The organism is Chryseobacterium sp. ISL-6, assembly GCF_018613715.1.
Taxonomy (GTDB): Bacteria; Bacteroidota; Bacteroidia; order Flavobacteriales; family Weeksellaceae; genus Chryseobacterium; species Chryseobacterium paludis.
Genome location: NZ_JAGGPT010000006.1, coordinates 186,355 through 205,928 on the forward strand (window position 1 = coordinate 186,355; position 19,574 = coordinate 205,928).

The 19,574-nt window shown below is 34.4% G+C and carries 17 protein-coding genes; 7 read left to right on the forward strand and 10 right to left on the reverse strand.

What is annotated here, in order from left to right; all coding sequences use genetic code 11:
• The first annotated feature begins 39 nt into the window (after window positions 1-39).
• The 4 genes from ftsZ to J7E44_RS11610 all read left to right on the forward strand — a co-directional run bounded on the left by ftsZ (window position 40) and on the right by J7E44_RS11610 (window position 4,967).
• Window positions 40-1,959 (forward strand): cell division protein FtsZ, encoded by a 1,920-nt coding sequence (gene ftsZ / locus J7E44_RS11595; RefSeq protein ID WP_214829648.1) that lies wholly within the window; start codon window positions 40-42, stop codon window positions 1,957-1,959.
• A gap of 92 nt (window positions 1,960-2,051) precedes the next feature.
• Complete coding sequence (locus J7E44_RS11600; protein ID WP_214829650.1) at window positions 2,052-2,498, forward strand: GatB/YqeY domain-containing protein; 447 nt, start codon at window positions 2,052-2,054, stop codon at window positions 2,496-2,498.
• Window positions 2,499-2,936: 438 nt separating this feature from the next.
• A complete protein-coding gene (locus J7E44_RS11605) occupies window positions 2,937-3,347 on the forward strand; it encodes a BrxA/BrxB family bacilliredoxin (protein ID WP_214829652.1) in 411 nt (136 codons plus the stop codon).
• 105 nt (window positions 3,348-3,452) lie between these two features.
• Window positions 3,453-4,967: a GH3 auxin-responsive promoter family protein gene (locus tag J7E44_RS11610; RefSeq protein WP_214829654.1), complete on the forward strand. Its 1,515-nt coding sequence runs from the start codon at window positions 3,453-3,455 to the stop codon at window positions 4,965-4,967.
• Between the two features lie 32 nt (window positions 4,968-4,999).
• On the opposite strand, the gene J7E44_RS11615 is transcribed toward J7E44_RS11610, so the two are convergent.
• The 10 genes from J7E44_RS11615 to J7E44_RS11660 all read right to left on the reverse strand — a co-directional run bounded on the left by J7E44_RS11615 (window position 5,000) and on the right by J7E44_RS11660 (window position 14,338).
• The gene (locus J7E44_RS11615; protein ID WP_214829656.1) at window positions 5,000-5,380 is read right to left on the reverse strand and encodes a hypothetical protein; all 381 of its coding nucleotides are present in this window, start codon (window positions 5,378-5,380) and stop codon (window positions 5,000-5,002) included.
• A gap of 57 nt (window positions 5,381-5,437) precedes the next feature.
• A complete protein-coding gene (locus J7E44_RS11620) occupies window positions 5,438-5,785 on the reverse strand; it encodes a hypothetical protein (protein WP_214829659.1) in 348 nt (115 codons plus the stop codon).
• A gap of 4 nt (window positions 5,786-5,789) precedes the next feature.
• Entirely contained in the window at window positions 5,790-6,791 is a 1,002-nt protein-coding gene (locus tag J7E44_RS11625; RefSeq protein ID WP_251040563.1) for an endonuclease/exonuclease/phosphatase family protein, read from the reverse strand.
• 45 nt (window positions 6,792-6,836) lie between these two features.
• On the reverse strand, window positions 6,837-7,832 hold the full coding sequence (locus J7E44_RS11630; protein WP_214829661.1) for an endonuclease/exonuclease/phosphatase family protein: 996 nt from the start codon (window positions 7,830-7,832) through the stop codon (window positions 6,837-6,839).
• Between the two features lie 9 nt (window positions 7,833-7,841).
• Entirely contained in the window at window positions 7,842-8,579 is a 738-nt protein-coding gene (locus tag J7E44_RS11635; protein ID WP_214829663.1) for a rhomboid family intramembrane serine protease, read from the reverse strand.
• Window positions 8,580-8,582: 3 nt separating this feature from the next.
• Window positions 8,583-10,367, reverse strand: a complete 1,785-nt coding sequence (gene mutL / locus J7E44_RS11640; RefSeq protein ID WP_214829665.1) for a DNA mismatch repair endonuclease MutL — start codon at window positions 10,365-10,367, stop codon at window positions 8,583-8,585.
• 243 nt (window positions 10,368-10,610) lie between these two features.
• Entirely contained in the window at window positions 10,611-11,438 is an 828-nt protein-coding gene (locus J7E44_RS11645; protein WP_214829667.1) for a YoaK family protein, read from the reverse strand.
• Window positions 11,439-11,470: 32 nt separating this feature from the next.
• Window positions 11,471-11,965, reverse strand: a complete 495-nt coding sequence (locus J7E44_RS11650) for a hypothetical protein (protein ID WP_214829669.1) — start codon at window positions 11,963-11,965, stop codon at window positions 11,471-11,473.
• A 249-nt stretch (window positions 11,966-12,214) separates the two neighbouring features.
• Window positions 12,215-13,624 carry a sensor histidine kinase gene (locus tag J7E44_RS11655; RefSeq protein WP_214829671.1) on the reverse strand — a complete coding sequence of 470 codons (1,410 nt, stop codon included), beginning with the start codon at window positions 13,622-13,624 and terminating at the stop codon, window positions 12,215-12,217.
• Between the two features lie 3 nt (window positions 13,625-13,627).
• Entirely contained in the window at window positions 13,628-14,338 is a 711-nt protein-coding gene (locus J7E44_RS11660; protein WP_214829673.1) for a response regulator transcription factor, read from the reverse strand.
• 168 nt (window positions 14,339-14,506) lie between these two features.
• Between J7E44_RS11660 and J7E44_RS11665 the strand changes: the two genes are divergently transcribed.
• The 3 genes from J7E44_RS11665 to J7E44_RS11675 all read left to right on the forward strand — a co-directional run bounded on the left by J7E44_RS11665 (window position 14,507) and on the right by J7E44_RS11675 (window position 19,565).
• Window positions 14,507-15,079, forward strand: coding sequence for a helix-turn-helix domain-containing protein (locus tag J7E44_RS11665; RefSeq protein ID WP_214829675.1), 573 nt, complete (start codon window positions 14,507-14,509; stop codon window positions 15,077-15,079).
• 349 nt (window positions 15,080-15,428) lie between these two features.
• Window positions 15,429-18,254 (forward strand): TonB-dependent receptor, encoded by a 2,826-nt coding sequence (locus J7E44_RS11670; RefSeq protein ID WP_214829677.1) that lies wholly within the window; start codon window positions 15,429-15,431, stop codon window positions 18,252-18,254.
• A gap of 9 nt (window positions 18,255-18,263) precedes the next feature.
• Window positions 18,264-19,565: a DUF5690 family protein gene (locus tag J7E44_RS11675; RefSeq protein WP_214829679.1), complete on the forward strand. Its 1,302-nt coding sequence runs from the start codon at window positions 18,264-18,266 to the stop codon at window positions 19,563-19,565.
• Window positions 19,566-19,574 lie beyond the last annotated feature (9 nt).

Below are 19,574 nucleotides of genomic sequence, written 5' to 3' on the forward strand. Positions count from 1 at the left end.
CTTATCACTTATCATGAGTCAATTTTAAAAAATATAATTATGGAAAATATAGGTACACAAGGGTTTTCATTTGATTTGCCAAAAGGAAATTCATCAATCATCAAAGTAATTGGTGTTGGTGGCGGTGGAAACAACGCCCTTAAACACATGTACGAGAAAGGGATTCACGGTGTTGATTTCGTGATCTGTAATACGGATGCTCAAACTTTAGATAATAACCCCGTCTCCAATAAAGTTCAGTTAGGTACTACTATTACTGAAGGACTTGGAGCAGGTGCTGATCCTGAAGTTGGAGAAAAATCAGCCATCGAAAGTATTGAAGAAATCAAGGCTGCGATGGGACAAAACACGAAGATGGTTTTCATTACTGCCGGAATGGGTGGTGGTACCGGAACGGGTGCTGCTCCCGTTATTGCTAAAGTGGCTAAAGATATGGGAATTTTAACAGTAGGTATTGTTACTGTTCCATTTAGCTTCGAAGGAAAAAGAAGACTTGAGCAGGCCGAAAATGGTCTTGAAAAATTAAGAAATAATGTTGACTCATTAATTGTCATCAATAACGATAAACTAAGACAGCAATTTGGTAACCTTGGATTTAAACAAGGATTTTCAAAAGCCGATGAAGTTTTGACCAATGCCGCGAAAGGTATGGCAGAAGTTATTACAGGTTACTTCGATGTAAACATTGACTTTAGAGATGCTAAATCTGTTCTTCAGAATTCTGGAACAGCGCTAATGTCTACAGGAACAGCTTCTGGAGACAATAAAGCAGACGAAGCAGTAAGAAAAGCCCTTGATTCCCCATTGTTGAATGACAATAAAATTACAGGTGCTAAAAATGTATTGTTGTTGATCAGAAGTGGTGCTGAAGAAGTTACTATGGATGAGATCGGTATCATCATGGATCATATCCAGAAAGAAGCAGGACATACTGCTGATATCATTTTTGGAGTTGGAGCAGATGAAGAACTGGGTGATGCAGTAAGTGTTCTTGTTATTGCTACCGGTTTTTCAAATGACGATAAAAAATTTGCAGGTCCTACTGAAAAAATCAGAATTGGTTTAAATGATAAATTAGATTCTTTCAAAACATCTCCTTTTAAAACAAGAGAAGAAAGAGAAATAGCTCCTGAACAAGGATATACTTTTGGGGGAAAGAATCTTTTCAGACTAGATGATGAAGACCAGGATAATCCTCAGTTTAAAACATCTACTGAAAAAAAAATGATTATTGAGGATGAAGACGTCAAAACAGAAATAAAATTCTCTGAGAGAGAGGAAGATACGTTAGACAGCCCTATCCAAGACTGGAGAAATGAAGCTGAAGAGGCACAGGATGCATATAGTTTATTTTCTTTCGATGAAGAGCACGATCCAAATGATTTGGAGATCCAATCTTTCTCTTTTGAAACAGAGGAAAAAAAGGAAACGCCTAGTACAAGTTCTTCTGTTCAGTCTTTTTCAGAGGAAAAATCGGTTGAATTTAGCTTCTTCGTAAACGAACCTGTCAATGAACCAAAAGCAGATTATGGGCAGCCAAAAGCAGAGTTTAATAACACAACAAATGCTGTTAGCCAAATAACTGAAGAGCCTGTTCAAAAAGTTGAAAGTTTCTTCCAGCCTGTAAAAGAAGTTCCTGCAGTTGAAGAAAAACCAGCTGTAGAAAATAAAACAGAAAGTGAAGCTCCTAAACCATCAGAAAGCGAATTCACGTTTGTGAATAAAACAATCGATCAGGAAAGAGTAGTTGAAAGAAGAAATAAATTAAAAGAATTCAATTCCCGTTATCAAAGTTTCGATAATGTGAATGAATTCGAATCTGTTCCTGCTTTCAAAAGAAAGAATATTTCAATTGACGGAACCAACGCTTCAGATCAGAATATAAATACATATTTATCTGATAACAATGGTTCTATGCAAATCAGAGAAAACAGATTTTTAAATAAAGATGTAGACTAGTTTAAATGTATTGATGTAAAATGTATTAACGATTTTTACATATTTTAATCTTTACTACATTAATACATTTTACGTTAATACAAATTAAAATTATGAGTTTAGAAAATATAATAAGCGAAGCCATAAAAACGGCAATGAGAGAGAAAGACAGAGTCGCTCTGGATTCTCTTCGTGCTGTAAAATCTCAAATCCAGCTTTTAAAAACCGAAGCTAGAGGAGCAGAAGTTTCAGCAGAACAGGAAATTGCCATTTTGCAAAGAATGATCAAACAGCGTAAGGACTCTTATGAACAGTTTTCAGCTCAGGGAAGAACAGATTTAGCTGAAGTAGAAGATGCTCAGATGAAAGTAATTGAGAAGTTCTTACCTCAACAGCTTACTGCAGAAGAACTGGAAGCGGAAATTAAAAATATCATTTCAGAAACCGGAGCTGAATCTATGAAAGATCTAGGAAAGGTAATGGGAATTGCTTCAAAAACATTAGCCGGAAAATCGGATGGAAAAAGTATTTCCGAGATGGCTAAAAAGTTACTTTCATAACAAAATTAATTCGTGTTCCGGGATATGAGCTATATGTTTAGATCCCAAAATGTGGATCACGAATCCTAAGTAAGGATATTCAACCTTTGCATATCGATTTGATTAATGAAGCCCGAAATTAATTTCGGGCTTCATTTATTGCATAAGATGCTTAAGAATCGTCTGTAAATAACAGACTTAACTGAATGCATCTTTTATGTCGAGGGAATGACGTAAAAAATGCTTTTTCATGGTTGGTTGTTTTTAGAATCATTTCAAAATTAATAAATATATTCTATTATACATAGCTTTTGTTTATATTTTTTCTAATATTATTAAAACATTAATATTGTGTAACTTTTTTGTATCATCCACTTTCCCTAATACATCAATAGTTTTTATGAATTGTTGAAACATAAATAATTTTTTACCTTTGTAAAGATTTAAAAAAAACAAAAAATGTATCCAACAGACTTAGTAATGCCTATGAAGGCTGAACTTACAGATAAAGGTTTCGAAGACTTGACAACAACATCTCAGGTAGAAGAAGCATTAAAACAATCAGGAACAACATTATTAGTAATCAATTCGGTATGTGGGTGTGCTGCAGGTGCTGCAAGACCAGGAGTTGTTTATTCTTTGACAGGAGATAAGAAACCTGATCATTTAACAACAGTTTTTGCTGGTTTTGATACTGAAGCAGTTTCAGAAGCTAGAAAACATTTAGCTCCATTCCCCCCTAGCTCACCATGTGTAGCTCTTTTTAAAGATGGAGAATTGGTTCATATGCTAGAAAGACATCATATTGAAGGGAATCCTGCAGGAGCAATTGCTGCAAACCTTCAGGCAGCTTATGATGAATATTGCTAGAAAACAATATTTTCAGATAATCAACCGTTACAATATTGTAACGGTTTTTTTATTTTAAGCCATAAAAAATTCTTTAAAAATCCAAATATCATTATATTTGTTGAAATGGCAACGAAAGCACTCTTCAATACTGTAGTGAATTGGTTTATCCGTCAAAGGATAGATCAGATACAGAATTTTATGAATCATCCTATTGAGACACAAAAGGGTATCTTGTTTTCCCAGCTGTTTCATGCCGAAGATACAGAGTATGGTAAAAAGTATGGCTTCAATTCAATTTCCAGTTACCAGGACTTTAAAAATAAGGTTCCCGTTGTTACCTATGAAGATTTTGAACCTTATATTGAGCGAGCAAGACAAGGTTATAAAGATGTAAGCTGGCCTGGTTATATTAAGCATTTCGCTAAATCCTCAGGAACAACGAACGCTAAAAGCAAGTTCATCCCTATCTCTGCCGAAAGTCTGGAATATTGCCACATGAAAGCAGGAAAAGATATGGTATCGATTTATGCCAATAATCATCCTGAAAATCAATTGTTCACCAACAAGAATCTACGTTTAGGAGGCAGTTCTGAACTCTATGCGGATTTCAATACTAAATTTGGGGACCTTTCTGCAATTCTTATAGATAATCTTCCTTTTTGGGTAGAGATCACGACAACGCCAAGTAAAAAGGTTTCCCTTATGTCCGAATGGGAAAGTAAACTGAAAGCCATTATCTCTGAAGTTAAGAATGAAGATGTGGGTAGTTTATTAGGCGTACCCAGTTGGATGATGGTTTTATTGCAAAGGGTACTAAAAGAAACAGATGTCCAGAATATTTCCGAACTATGGCCTAATTTAGAGGTCTTTTTTCACGGCGGAATCAGTTTTAAGCCCTACAGGGATCAATACAGTCAGATCATCGGAAAAAACATTAATTACTACGAAATTTACAATGCTTCTGAAGGCTTCTTCGGTATCCAGGACAGACCAAATAGTGATGAGATGCTCCTGATGTTGGATTATGGTATTTTCTACGAATTCATTCCGATGGATCAGTTTCACCTTGAAGACCCCTTGGTAATAAGCCTTGAAGATGTTGAAGTCGGAAAAAATTATGCTATGGTCATTACCACCAATGGTGGATTATGGAGATATCTGATTGGGGATACTGTTGTATTTACTTCCGTTAATCCATTTAGGATAAAAGTCTCAGGAAGGACAAAACATTATATCAATGCATTTGGAGAAGAGTTAATGATCAATAATGTTGAGCTGGCTCTTACAAAAGCATGTGAGGAAACAGGAGCTGCGATAACAGACTTCACAGGGGCTCCGGTTTTCATGAAAGAAAATGAAAGTGGTGCTCATGAGTGGATATTTGAGTTTAGCAAAAATCCGGATGATCTTGATTGCTTTATCAATGCTTTCGATGATAGCTTAAAGGCTGTAAATTCAGATTATGAAGCTAAAAGATACAATAATATCACACTGAAAAAACCTATCGTTCATATTGCCAGGCCTAATTTATTTTACTGCTGGCTGGAATCTAAAGGAAAGCTAGGTGGGCAGAATAAAGTTCCCAGACTAAGCAATGATAGGGAATACATAGATCCGCTATTAGAACTTAACAAATAAAAAAACCGCAGCTTTTACTACGGTTTTTACTTTTATTTTTTCAAATCTTCTTTTAACTTTTTAGCTCCCTCTTCAACTTTTCCGGCTCCTTTTGCGGCAGCGTCTTTTACATCTTTTCCGATCTCTTTAGCTCCTGCCTTAATATCTTTTCCAGCTTCGTTAAGTTCCGTTTTTGTTTTATGGGCTGCATTATCTATTTTGTCACCTGCAGCATCTACTTTCGCCTTTACATCTTCTTTTGCCTTATTAACCTTTGAAGTATCCACAATATCTGTAGGAGACTGTGTTACCGTAGTGCTGGTTGTAGTAACTGATCCATCTGGATTTTCAACCTGCTCAGTTTTTGTTGTTGATTTGGTACAAGAAACTACTAATCCTGCAGCCATAAGTACTGTTAAAATTTGTTTTTTCATATTGATATTTTTTAAGTGTGTATTCAAATTTATAAAAACTTTTATCCATTTTCACATCTATGGAGAAGTTTTTGATGGTGGAGCTTTTTCCTTATCTGTTTGTTCCGTTTTCTTTTTCTCCTCTTCCTGCTTCTTTTTATTTTCTTTTTCCAGCTCTTCTTTAATACGCTTTTCTTCCTTCTCAAGCTTTAAAGCTTCTTTTAAAGAATCCTGGTATTTTTGAGATGACATTCTGATCTGACGTACAATATCTACTGAAGTTGCACCATTAGAAAAAGAGTCAATAGCTGTTGTATCATAGTGCACTTTCATATCCTGCTCAGCATCGATGTGAGCAGGTTCTCCTTTGGAGCATGAAATAAAAAAGGTGGAAAAAATGATAGCTACAAAAAATAAATTTTTCATGGAACTAATTTAATAGAAATTCCGCAATTACCGGGTAATGGTCTGATAATTTTACGGATTGATCTATTTTAAAGCTTATAGGCCTAATATCTTTTGATGTGAAAATATAATCAATTCTTAAAGGAACTTTGTAGTCGTGAAAACTGGTAGAAACACCGTTTCCTACTGTTAAAAATGCATCATCTAAGTTCTTTCCCAAATTATAATACTCATATGAGTTTGGTACAGAGTTAAAATCCCCAGCAAGTATTACCGGATAAGGAGAGAAATCAATCGCTTTTCTTATTTTCTTTATCTGCTCTTCATGGGCTCTGAACGTTGGCGCCATATGCGAAAAAAGTTGGTGAATCTTATTTGTTCCCTTTCCTGCTCCGCTAAAACTAAACATTGATTTATCTAAGCGAAATGGTTCAAGATATACATTTACTATTCTCACTATCTTTCCATTAATATCAATATCGGCATAAAAAGAATTTCCCCGGGATTTATCTTCTATTAATTCGGCTTGTCTTACAATTCTATGTTTAGTTTTTAAAATCACTACCGGATATTTTATCATATCCTTTCTAAGCGCTGTATTCGTGTCTTTTTCCTGAACAAGAATAATATCTGCATTCTGATCCTGAATATATTTCTTTACCTTATCCCAGCCAAATTCTCCATATTTCACATTGAATGTCAATATCTTAACATCTCTGATAGACTTATAGTTTTCAGTTTTAGGAGAGAAATTAACCCATCGTCTGATAGGATTATAGAAAATAAATGTACTAAGAAGGAATACGATTGCAATTTTATTTCTTTTAATGATCCATACCAGTGTCAATATAATATGTAAAATGACCAAATAAGGAAAACCAAGTGAAAGAAGATTTAAGCTACCTAGGATATTAGGAGGAACCCATGCATTAGCAAGGGTACATAATAGTAGAACAATAATTGCAATATGTGAAAACAATAATATCTGGTTAGGCTTCATGAAAAAACGGTCTAGTCTTTTTTTCATCAAAAACCAAACCAATGTGAGAAACTTTAACGGACTTTATGATTATTACTTTTTTAATTTAAAAGTCGTTATAACCGGATAATGATCTGAAATTCTGACAGAACGGTCAACCTGATAGCTGAGCGGCTGTATAGATTGGGATGTGAAAACATAATCTATTCTTATTGGAAATTTATAGTCATGAAAGCTTGTAGCACTGCCCCTCCCTGATTCTACAAAAGCATCCTTGAGTCCTTTTCCTAAATGATAATACTCATAAGAATTTGGAACTGAGTTGAAATCACCAACTAAAATAACAGGATAGGGAGATTCATCAATCCCCTTTCTTACTTTTTCTATTTGCTCCTGATGCATTTTAAAAGTTGGAATTAATCTTCTTACAACACCTTTCACTTTTTGTTTATCTTCATCACTATCCCCCTGAAGTTTCACCATGCTCTTTTCAAACTTAAATGGCTGAAGGTAAACATTGATAAAGCGGTATACATTTCCTTTTATTTCTATATCTGTTTGATTTGCATAAGCGTTATTAATCTTATGATCACTATCAATCAATTCTTTCTGATCAATAATTTTATATTTAGAAAAGATTGAAACAATAACGTCTCCTTTTCCTTCACCGAATCCGTTGAATTGATACTTTTTGACATCACCATGTTCCTGAAGCATTACAATATCAGCATTTTGATTGTCAATGTATTTTTCAATAGCATCCTGACCCAATATTCCTCCTTTTGCGTTTAGTGAAACAATTTTAAGATCAGATCCAGCTTTATCCACAGAGGTAAAATTCACCCATCTTTTAATTGGGCTTAAAAAAAGCAAGCCCAAAGCAACAAATACAACAGCTCTCTTTTTCCATGAAAAAATCCAGAAAATAGTTAATAATATATAAGCGATAATGAGAACAGGAAAGCCAAGTGACAACAAATTAAACCACGGATATATTTTCGGAGGTATGTAGGCATTGAGCAATGTTCCTAATAATAGAAGCAGTATCCCCAAATGTGCTATTAAAAATATAAGGCGAAGTATTTTCACAGGTTTATTTTAACGGAATCGATATAAATGTTTTTTCCAGATTAGTGCTAATATAAACCCTACAATAGCTCCACCTACATGGGCAAAATGAGCAATACCCCCAACATTTCCTGAAACACCTAAATAAATAGAAATAACGAGTAATATAGGTAACAAATATTTTACTTTAATAGGAACGGGAATAAACATGATTCCAATTTTTGAATCCGGATATAAGGTAGCAAAAGCCGCTATAACTCCAAAAATGGCTCCCGACGCACCTACCATCGGAGTCCTTAATGCATTATACAGGCTCTGAGAAAGCTCTTTTCCTTCTGTTGTTGTTGCACTGATATTCATATCCCCAGCATATCCTATTGCTGCTTTTTTATAAATTTCAGCCGCATTTAATCCCAAACCTTCTAAACTTGAAGTGATTTGCTGAATCTCCACAAAATTCCAAAGATTAAATAAGAAAAACGCTCCTAATCCGCTTACAAAATAAAGAATCAAATATTTCTTTTCTCCTAAAGACTGCTCCAGGATTGGCCCAAAGCTCCACAAAGTCAACATATTAAATAAAATATGCGCAAATCCACCATGCATAAACATATGGGTTATTATCTGCCATGATTTAAAGTTTGGAGATAGCGGGTAATATGCAGCAAGTACACTGAATAACTGCGGAAATATAAAAGATGATACAATAAATACAACAATGTTTATTATAATTATATTTCTTGTGATCGGTGGTATATTATTAAACATTTTTTAAAATTTGTTTTTAAAATCATTGAATGGAACTTCATAAAAGCATCGTTTGCCATTGGGCAAAAATTCAGGAAAACCTAATGCTGTAAAATCCTTAATTAATTGCTCAGCATCTTTTTTATAAATAAAATCAAATCTGGATTTAGACTGCATCTTCGTCCATTGATTCTGATAATACTGCGTAAACTCTTCTTCTGTTTTATAATCTAAAATATCAAACAGATCTTCAAGGAATTTCATTACCTGAGTCTCTTTAAGTCCTTCAGGAACCGCGTCTATCCTTAAAACACTTTCATGGGCAATTTTCATATCGAAGCCTAATTCCGGAAGATATTTTTTGATTGATTTATACTTATTTTTCTCAATTTCATTCATATGGTATTCCAGAGAGAAAAGAAGGGCATGGCTGTTTGTTGTCCCTTTTTTTGTGGGCTTATTATTTTCTGAAACGAAAAGCCTGTGCATTCTCCCTAAATCCAACATCAATGTTCGGTCACCTTTATTGAATAACCAATATCCATTGGGAAGTCTCATCAGATCTTCATCAAAATCTTCATCTTCAAATAGATTAATTTTTGATGGTTCTGCAGAAATATTCTGATGGTACATCTCCGCGAGATTTTGTATCTCTGCCTGTCTTATAACTCCTCTTTCTTCTAAAAACGGATTGTAATCTTTATCTACAACGATCTCCGGCATTTTTATAACCCCGCCGCTATTTCCTTTACTAGGAAACGTTTTCTGCATAAGCTCATCCAATTGAGGATCTCTTTCAAAATCCAGACTTGGAGCGACATTATAGATTCCCAAAGATCTTTTTATCGTTGAGCGGATAAGAGCAAAAATAAGATGCTCATCTTCAAACTTCACCTCTGTTTTTTGTGGATGAATATTAACATCTATCTTTTCAGGATCAAGCTCTAAGAAAAGAAAAAATGTAGGAATATATCCTGGTAAAAGCAATCCTTCAAATGCTTCCTGAACTGCTTTATTAAAATATGGGCTTTTAAAGAACCTTCCATTAACGAATATAAACTGTTCGCCTCTGGTTTTTTTTGCTCCTTCAGGTTTTGCAACAAATCCATGAAGTTTACACCAGATAATATCTTCTTTGATCGGGATCAGTTGTGGCTGTAATTTTCTTCCGAAAATATCTACGATCCTTTGCATCTGACTTCCTTTTCTCAATCGAAAAACCGGTTCATCGTCATGAAATAAAGAGAATTCTAAATTTTCATGAGCTAATGCCACTCTTTGGAATTCATCAATTACATGTCTGAATTCGATATTATTATTTTTAAGGAACTTTCTTCTTGCCGGAACATTAAAGAAAAGATTCTTTACTAAAAAGTTTGAACCTTCAGAAGTTTGTACCGGATCCTGAAATTGGAAAACACCGCCTTCAATATATATGTTGGTCCCGATATTTGTTTCCTTTTGCTTAGTTCGCAGCTCTACTTGAGCTACTGCAGCAATAGAAGCCAGAGCTTCACCACGAAAACCTTTTGTAGAAATTTTAAAGATATCTTCTGTTCCTCTGATCTTAGAGGTAGCATGTCTTTCAAAAGCCATTCTTGCATCCGTCTCAGACATCCCTTTTCCGTCATCAACAACCTGTATCAGATTTTTCCCGGCATCTCTTACGATCAGCTCAATTTTAGAAGCATCTGCATCGATAGCATTCTCCAATAGTTCTTTCACAATGGATGCAGGTCTCTGCACCACTTCTCCTGCCGCAATTTGGTTGGCTACATGATCCGGTAAAAGCTGAATAATATCTGACATAAAAACGTTAAATCAACTTACAAAAATAGTCAATGAAAATGGGAATAAAAACAATAAAACCGTGAATTAAAATTTAATTATCAACATGCAAATATTCTGCCTTTTATTATTTATTCAAAATTCTCTTTATTCTGCGCCTTTTTATAAATCACAATTCCCTAATTGTACGACACAAATAGGGAATTGATTCACAGCTAGTTTACACAAAATTAATACTGATAGTTCTTTATTTATTATTGTATTTTAATCATCAAATACAAGTCTTCTTTTTTCTTTAGTTTTAGCTTCTCCATGAATTTTATCGTATAGATTAGCTAAAACGCTAGGCTTTTTATAGATCTTACTATATCTGTATCGTGTATGGAAGTGCCTGATATTAATTTTGTAGAAATCATATCCAATAACGACAAGAAGACAAACACTGATTACATAGAACACTCTGAACTCCAGATAATAATAGGTTAATCCTGAAAATACCGCTCCCAAAACATACGCCACCATAATACTCGACAGCAACTTTGCCCGTGCTATTAATTCCGGATTTCTTCTGTATTTTTTGTGCGTAAACATCGATAATAAAATCCCTAAGTCAGTTGTTGTACCTGTAAGGTGGGTGGTTTTCACAGAAAAATTGGAAATACTTGCAGTTAAGCCATTCTGTAAGCCTGTTGCAAAAAGCATCAAGGCAACCAGATATTCTGTCTCTTCAACTGTTTTCTGATAAAATAACTGCCCATAGATCCCGACAAACAGCAAACACAAAATTTCCAGTACGATTGGCATCGAATGAGCAAAGTATTTGCTTCTCTTGTTAAAATTAATAACGAAGAAGTTGGCTACAAAACTTCCAAAGAAGAAAAGGAAAATCCATCCACCAACTACCGCGACCTGAGTCCAGTTTCCTTTACTGATTTCAGCCGCAAATATTGCGTAGTGACCTGTTACGTTCGAGGTAAAAGAAAGAAATATTAATAGAGATGCTATATTTATAGTTCCTGCCGTAAAGGCAGTCAGCGTCCCCAGTCTTATATTGTCTCCCAATGTCCTGCTGTTACTATAATTTCTTAACATTTTTTTTAATTTTATAATTGACTTTGTGTTTTTTAAACTTCAACAAAAATTTCAGCGAGTCTTCCTCTTTCCGGAAGTCTTTCAGAAATTTCAAGTGCTATTTCATACGACTCCAGATCTTTGCATTTTTTGATATAAGAAGCAATGTCGAATTTCCCTTTGCCTTTACTTTTTATAGAAGGAGAATAATAAGCCTCTTCTATATTTTCTATTTTTACGTAATTATTAAAGGTTCTTTGAAAGCTCCCTGTAAAAACATCACAGATCACTTTATGAACCAGGTGTGGATATTTATTTTTAACAATACTGATAGCATCAGAAAACTCTACTGGTCTGATCTTATTAAATATTGCAGTTTTGGTTGTGAATAACAGGTCTCTAATAGAATCTCCCATATCATACCCCGATACAAATAAAATAGTGTACTGAGTTTCATCATCTTTACTATCTTTTTCTTTAAGTACTTTTTTCAATATGTTTAAAGACTCAAGAGAGTAATCCGTTGCAATTAAAATCGTTTTGATCATATCTTTAGATTTAGTTTTGTATTATCTTATTTTGATGTTACAAAACTATAGTGACCAAATTAGAGGATCTTTGGAATTGAATTAAAATGTGATTAAAGAGATTAAAATGAGATTAGAAAATTGTTAAGCGAGAGTTAATATTGATAGGAAGAAGAAATTACGAAGTCCCAGAAGGTTTTGTTTCAGGTCGCAATTCCACAATTCTAAATGATGTTCGAAGACCTTTAAATAGGTGATCGATCGAATAAGTTAAACTGTCTTCTCTTCAGGTTGTGTGCTATAGAAATTAGGGAAACGGAGCTGAACGGTCGTCCCCTGGTTTTCATTGGAACTAACAATAAGCTCCCCATGGTGCATTCTTACAATATTCCGGGCTAGCGGCAAGCCAATACCATACCCTTCATAGTTTTTGGTATTAGAAGCCCTGAAGAACGGATCATAGATCTTATTCATTTCTTCTTTTGGAATTCCGATTCCATTATCTTTTACGATAATATAAACATCCGTATCAGTAGCACCTAATGAAACTTTTACCTGTTGGAAATTAGAATATTTACACCCGTTATTAATAATGTTAGCTACGGCGAGATGGAGCAACTGTTCATTCCCCTGAACTTTTAATTTTTTGGGATTTTCAGGCAGCATACTGATGTCTAAATAGATGTTATTTCGGGTGTCAATTTTTCTTAGTGTTTCAATAACATCCCAAAGCAACTGATCGATCCTAACCTTATCCATTTTCTGAATTTTCCCATCAAAACCTGTTTGAGCAATCATCAGAAGTGCTTTTATCTTTTTATCGAGTTTCTCTGCTTCATCGAGAATGATCTCCAGTGTTTCTTTATATTCATCAGCCGTTCTGTTGATTGAAAGAGCCACATCAGCTTCACCCATAATAGAGGTAAGCGGAGTTCTCAATTCATGAGAAACATTTCCAATCAGATGGTTCTGGGTTTCAAATGAGGTCTCAATACGATTAAGCATGTCATTAAATGTATCTACCAGCTCATTGAGTTCTTTATTGTCAGGATGAGATTCCAGTCTCAGGTGAAGGTTTTCAGAACTGATCTGTTTTACTTTACCTGTGATCTTTAATATGGGTTTAAACAACGTTTTAGATAAATAAAAGGAAAAGATCATGCTGAAGAACAGTGAAAGAACAATACACGTAACCAATGTTCTTTTGAGGAATCCCAAGTAATAAATGAGATAATGATTTTTGGCAGAAGCGATCGCGATATATTCTTTATCATGAAATTTAAATGACTGGCCGATATAATAAAACTCTTTATCATTGTAATTATCTTCCCCTTTTCTCATGATATTCTTAAAAAAAGTATCGGGAATATGAACCTCCTGAGATATTTTTTTGAAATTTGAATCCGTTGGAACCATAAATACATAATCCTTTTCCATTGGAAGTTCTTCATCATTCAGACTATTCAGAACGTAATTTTCCGGAAGATCCAGGTGTTGTTTCCCTTTTTCAATTTGTACAATGGTCGTGGTTCGGATTTTGAGCAGTTCATAAAACCTCTGATGAGAAAAATTGACGATCGAGAAATACACCAATCCACCAAACAGCAATATAATCGTGGTGAAAACCACCATTAAAAGCACCATTGTTTTGGTTTGATTGGTAATTACTTTATTAAACATCAATTAAGTTTTTTTTAAAACATATCCCATTCCAATTACAGTATGTATCAGTTTCTGATCATCCTGGCTATCCAGTTTTTTCCTCAGATAGTTTACATATACATCCACAACATTGGTTCCGAGCTCATAATTTACTCCCCAGACAGCATCCAGAATTTCGGCTCTGGAGATTACTTTTTCAGGATTATTAAGGAAGTACATTAATAACTTATATTCTGTAGAAGTAAGAGAAACCTCATCTCCGGCCCGGGTAACTTTTTTAGTGTAATCGTTCACCATCAGATCTGAAAACCTATAAACATATTCACTGTCAGCTTCAGATTCTAAAGACTCCTGTGTTGTTGTATTGCCGATACTTCTCCTCAATAAGGATTTTATGCGGGCAACCAGTTCAATAAATTTAAAAGGTTTTACAAGATAGTCGTCACCACCACTTTCGAGACCCAGAACGATATTTTCAGAGGTTCCCAATGCGGTCAGAAAAAGGATGGGAACATGTTGATTGGTCTTTCTTATTTCTTTACAGACATCCAGCCCATTCATTTCCGGTAACATAATATCTAAAATTACCAGATCAAAATCATTGGCTTCCACCAGCTGTACTCCGGTACGTCCGTCAAAAGCCACTGAAATCTCATAGCCTTTTTCCTGAAGTCCTTTTTTAATAAAAGATACAACACTGGTTTCGTCTTCGATCAGAATAATTTTTTTCATAAGTAACGAATTTCACAAAAATAACAAAAAGAAAGGAAACATTCCGAAGGTATATACGATGTGATTTTAAATGAAATGATTTTAAAGTTGTTGAAAACTATGGAGAATAATACTACATTTGTTGTTATAAGCAAATAATGAAAACAGTTCAGGTTAAATTTTAATAGTATGAATGATTTTTTAATAGGTATTGGAAAAAGATTAAAAGATATTAGAAAGAAAAATAATTTAACGATCAATGAACTGGCTTTTAAGGCCAATGTGAGTAATGGTCTTGTATCCCGGATCGAAAACGGAAGAACAATTCCTTCTCTTCCTGTTCTGTTGGATCTCATTCAGTCATTAGAAATAGACGCAAGCTTTTTTTTCGAAGGCGTTGAAAAAAAATCAAATGCTAAGTTTATCTATTTACCAAAAGATAGCCAGCAGCTTATTGAAAAAGAAGTGGAAGCTGAAGGCTTTAAATATCTGCACATTTTCAGTAAAAGTCTTCATTCATTAGGTTTTGAAGCTGTTTTATTAACTCTTGAACCCAATTCTAAAAGAGAAAAGGTAATTACAGATGCCTGGGAATTTAAATATATTTTAAAAGGCGAGGTAAAGTATCTGATCGATAATGAGGAAATAATTCTAAAGGAAGGAGATTCATTATATTTCAATGGAAAATTGCCACACGTCCCGGTAAGCATTAGTGATGAAAGCTGCATCATGCTGGTTCTTTATTTCTATTCTGATAAATAGCAACATTCTTTATTTTGTTCCTTATATAGTTGTCAGTTTTACTGTCTTCTTTTTTTAAAAAGTTTACAAATACTCAACTTCCGGTTTTTTGCACTTCATTAAAATTAATGGAGAATTAACGGATTTCCTATCAAATACCATTCGTCTCCTTTTTCATTTAAACTTACAAAAACCATGTAACATACTGTTTAATGGTATTATTTAAACATTTATTAGATTTTCAAAGAACTATTTTTTGTAAGAAATACTTAACAAATCGCCTCTATTTGTTAATCATTACTTAATATCAAATATTTACATATATTAAAATTATTAGCTTGTTTTGCATAAAAATTTAATATTTGTAAAAATGGAAACAAAATTAAAGAAATTACTACTCCTTATTTTTCTTTGTTTCATTGGTTGGGTTTCGGCTCAAAAAAAATCTGTTACGGGAATTGTATCAGATGAGAATCAACCTCTTCCCGGAGCACTAATAAAAATAAAAGGATTATCTAAAAATATAGTTACAGATCTCGATGGTAAATTCACGATCAATGATCTTCCGGCGGGTGAATATAATTTACAGATTGGATATATCGGATATGAAAACAACGATATTACTGTAGCGGTAAAGCCTGAAGAGAATACGGATCTGGGTATTATCAGATTATCTCAAAAACATAAAAACATAGATGAAGTCGTTGTCACTGCTACGCTTAAAAACAGTGAAGCAAGAGCATTAAGTCTTCAAAAAAATGCAATCAACATTACAAATGTTATTGCTTCTGATGGTATAGGAAAATTACCGGACAGAAACGCTGCTGAAACAGTTCAGCGTGTTCAGGGTGTTTCAATTGAAAGGGATCAGGGAGAAGGAAGATTCGTATCAATCAGAGGACTTCCTCCTTTTTGGGCATCAACTACCATTAATGGAAACAGACTTCCAACAGCCGAAGAGGAAACAACCTCCAGAGCAACAGCTTTTGACTTCTTCCCTACTGAGCTTATTTCCTACGTTCATGTAAATAAATCTTTCACTCCTGATATGGAAGCCGATGGAATTGGTGGTGGTGTTAATTTTATTACAAAAACACCTCCAATGAAGCAGGAATTAAAAATTACAGTCGGAAGCGGCTATAATGCAAAGTCTGATAAAGGGGTTTATAACTTAGGCTTATTGTATGGTGGCAGAACAAAAGATAAAAAGTTTGGATACCTGTTTAATGTTGCTCACTTTACCAGAAACTGGTCCACAGATAATTTTGAAGCAAGAAGAAGTGGTGATGAAGGGGTTTTCAGATTAGAGCTCCGTGATTATAATGGGGTAAGAAAAACAACGGGAATCAATACCGCTTTCGAATATGTGCTATCTCCCAAAAGCACCCTATACTTAAAAGGAATGTATGGTACTTTGTCTGATGACGAAACGCACTATAAGCATAGAATAAGATTTGATAAATTCAGTTCTGCCAACAACACAGCAAGAGTTGAATTACAGAATATTCATAATCTTTTAATCACAGAACTAACTTCTGTTTCATTGGGTGGAGTTCATCAGTTAAACAAAGGAAAAATTGATTGGGATGTGTCCTATTATGATAATAGATTCAAGTACGGAAACATCCCTGATAAACAGAATAACTCTTATTATGTTATTAAATATACCCAATCTGGTGTAGGAATCGATCCTAATTATATTGGAGATCACGGAAATGGACCAAGAGCATATTGGAAAGCTGATGGTGGAAAATTAGATTATAAAGATCCTGATGCCCTATTTGGTTTCTACAGCGATCCCAATTTTAAAATGGATGCTTCTCAAATGAGATTTACTGATCTCGAATTCTATAAGGTCTTTGTTGATGAGAAAGATAAAATTGTAGCTGCATTCAATCATGAAATGAATGTTTCTGACCGACTGACCTTAAAGTATGGTTTTAAATACAGGGATAAAGAACGTACTGCAAAGTTTTCAGATATTTTCTATAACTGGAGCAACGGAACGGCACCTCTTTTATCAGAGTATGGTCAATACATCACAACACAGCCGAATGGTCCTAAATATTTAAGCGAAATGAATGCCCACATTGGGAACACTTTCGGACCTGTTTTATCAACAACGGGGATGGACCAGTTCTGGTTTCAGAATCAGGGAAATTTAAAAATAAACCCTGCAGATTCAGAATCTCTGGAATACAATAAAGCATTAGGAAGAAACTTTGATGTTTTTGAAAAACATGCGGATGCTTATGGGATGGGTACTTATAAAGTGAGTGATAAAATTACGGTTTTAGGAGGAATCAGATTATCAAATACCAATACGAAGGTAAGAGGTTTTAATGTAATCGACGACAAATTGGTTCCCACAGAAAACACTAAGAAATATCTTGCTGTATTACCGATGTTACATATCAAGTATACCTTAAATGACAAGACAAACCTTCGTTTTGCAGCGACAAGAACCTTCTCAAGACCTAATTTCGGGGATCTAACTCCTGGTGGAACTTATATTGAAGCAGACAATGAATTCAAAGGAGGGAACCCAAATCTGAATCCTACTTATTCTCTAAACCTTGACCTGATGGGAGAATACTACTTCTCTAATGTAGGGATTTTAAGTGGTGGAATTTTCTATAAGTCAATTACAGATCCCGTTTTCCAGGACTCTTTCATTGGAACTTACAATGGTAATCCTGGGGTACAGTTTACAGCTCCCAATAATGGAAAAGCAGCTTCGTTGGGAGGTCTTGAATTGGGTATAAACAGAAGATTCGACTTTCTTCCGGGTTTCTTACAATATTTCGGAACTCAGCTTAATGCTACTTTCATGACTTCAAAAATGGAGAAACCCAGTGGTAGAAAAGTTGCTCTTCCTTATCAGGCCAAAGAACTATACAACATACAGTTATTCTTCGAGAAAAAAGGATTCAATGCCAGATTAGCTTATAATTATAAAGGAAAATATGCTGTTGAGTATGCCGAAACAGATCTTAATGATTCTTATTATGGAAAATACAGCAGTTTGGATTTCGGAGGATCTTATCAGTTTACAAAATTTTTAATGCTATATGCAGATGTAAATAACATTCTGAATAAGCCATTGATCTATCATTTCGGAAAGAATGAAGATCGCCCAGAACAGGTTGAATATTACGGAGTAAGATTCAATTTAGGTATCAAGCTAAATTTTTAATCAATAAAAATGGCTGATACGATCAAAAAAAACACATTGGTAACACTGAAAGCAGCATTTTCTGCTTTTGGTGTTTACTTCTGCATGTATGGATTTAGAAAACCTTTCACTGTAGCATCTTTCGAAGGTCTTGCTTACTTTGGAGTGGATTATAAAGTACTGATCATCATTGCTCAGGTCGCAGGGTATTTCATCTCAAAATTTATCGGAATACGATTTATTTCAGAATTAAAACCCGAAAAAAGGATCTTCTATCTATTTACTTTTATTGCCATCGCAGAAATTGCATTACTGGGTTTTGCCCTCGTTCCGGCACCTTATAACATCATTTTTATGTTTATCAATGGATTTCCATTGGGACTGATTTGGGGAATTGTCTTTTCCTATATTGAAGGAAGAAAAACAACCGAGATCATAGGTTTATTTCTGTGCTCGAGTTTTGTCGTTTCTTCAGGGTTCACAAAATCCGTAGGAAAATTTATTATGGATACATTTGATATTTCAGAGTTCTGGATGCCTTTTACCGCCGGTCTGGTTTTTATTATTCCTTTGATCCTTTTTGGTGTTTTATTAAATAAAATTCCTAAACCTACTGAAGAGGACATTTTGTTAAAAAACAAAAGACAACCTCTTGATAAGGCAGCCAGAATAGGATTGATTCGTCAGTTTTTTATTCCAATGGTTTGTATTACTATTTTATACATTAGCTTAACCATCCTTCGGGACTTCAGGGATAATTTTAATCGTGAGATCTGGGATAGTTTAAGTCTCAAAACTGACAGCTCTATCTTTACCCTTACCGAAATTCCCATTGCCATTGTTGTTCTCCTGGTTTTAAGTCTGATGGTAAAAGTAAAGAACAACAAAAAAGCTTTCGCTTACTACCATTATATTCTTTTTGCAGCCATCGCAATAGTTGGTTTTTCAACATACTTTTTCCAGCATCATATGATATCTCCTTTTTTATGGATGATGTTCTCCGGACTTGGAATGTATTTGTGCTATGTTCCGTTCAATGGAATTTATTTTGACAGAATGATTGCGGCTTTTGATATCAAAGGCAATGTAGGTTTTCTAATTTATTTTGTAGATTCATTCGGATATCTGGGAAGTGTTTTAATCTTATTATATAAGAATTTTGGCTCTGCTCAGACATCGTGGCTGAACTTTTACATTCATCTTAACTATATTATTGTTATGATCGTTTTGATTTTTTCGGTCATTGCCTATTTAGCGTTCAAAAAAAAATCAAAGCCAAAATCAAATAACAATAATCAATACATCAATTTCAACACCTCGAAAATGATATAAAACTAAAAT

What these genes read in the sequence shown, in the direction of transcription:
- J7E44_RS11635 (WP_214829663.1), bottom strand. Translation starts at nt 8,579, where the DNA reads ATGTTTAATAATATACCACCGATCACAAGAAATATAATTATAATAAAC.
- J7E44_RS11670 (WP_214829677.1), top strand. Translation starts at nt 15,429, where the DNA reads ATGGAAACAAAATTAAAGAAATTACTACTCCTTATTTTTCTTTGTTTC.
- J7E44_RS11660 (WP_214829673.1), bottom strand. Translation starts at nt 14,338, where the DNA reads ATGAAAAAAATTATTCTGATCGAAGACGAAACCAGTGTTGTATCTTTT.
- J7E44_RS11665 (WP_214829675.1), top strand. Translation starts at nt 14,507, where the DNA reads ATGAATGATTTTTTAATAGGTATTGGAAAAAGATTAAAAGATATTAGA.
- ftsZ (WP_214829648.1), top strand. Translation starts at nt 40, where the DNA reads ATGGAAAATATAGGTACACAAGGGTTTTCATTTGATTTGCCAAAAGGA.
- J7E44_RS11605 (WP_214829652.1), top strand. Translation starts at nt 2,937, where the DNA reads ATGTATCCAACAGACTTAGTAATGCCTATGAAGGCTGAACTTACAGAT.
- J7E44_RS11650 (WP_214829669.1), bottom strand. Translation starts at nt 11,965, where the DNA reads ATGATCAAAACGATTTTAATTGCAACGGATTACTCTCTTGAGTCTTTA.
- J7E44_RS11615 (WP_214829656.1), bottom strand. Translation starts at nt 5,380, where the DNA reads ATGAAAAAACAAATTTTAACAGTACTTATGGCTGCAGGATTAGTAGTT.
- J7E44_RS11675 (WP_214829679.1), top strand. Translation starts at nt 18,264, where the DNA reads ATGGCTGATACGATCAAAAAAAACACATTGGTAACACTGAAAGCAGCA.
- mutL (WP_214829665.1), bottom strand. Translation starts at nt 10,367, where the DNA reads ATGTCAGATATTATTCAGCTTTTACCGGATCATGTAGCCAACCAAATT.
- J7E44_RS11600 (WP_214829650.1), top strand. Translation starts at nt 2,052, where the DNA reads ATGAGTTTAGAAAATATAATAAGCGAAGCCATAAAAACGGCAATGAGA.
- J7E44_RS11620 (WP_214829659.1), bottom strand. Translation starts at nt 5,785, where the DNA reads ATGAAAAATTTATTTTTTGTAGCTATCATTTTTTCCACCTTTTTTATT.
- J7E44_RS11655 (WP_214829671.1), bottom strand. Translation starts at nt 13,624, where the DNA reads ATGTTTAATAAAGTAATTACCAATCAAACCAAAACAATGGTGCTTTTA.
- J7E44_RS11610 (WP_214829654.1), top strand. Translation starts at nt 3,453, where the DNA reads ATGGCAACGAAAGCACTCTTCAATACTGTAGTGAATTGGTTTATCCGT.
- J7E44_RS11645 (WP_214829667.1), bottom strand. Translation starts at nt 11,438, where the DNA reads ATGTTAAGAAATTATAGTAACAGCAGGACATTGGGAGACAATATAAGA.
- J7E44_RS11625 (WP_251040563.1), bottom strand. Translation starts at nt 6,791, where the DNA reads ATGAAAAAAAGACTAGACCGTTTTTTCATGAAGCCTAACCAGATATTA.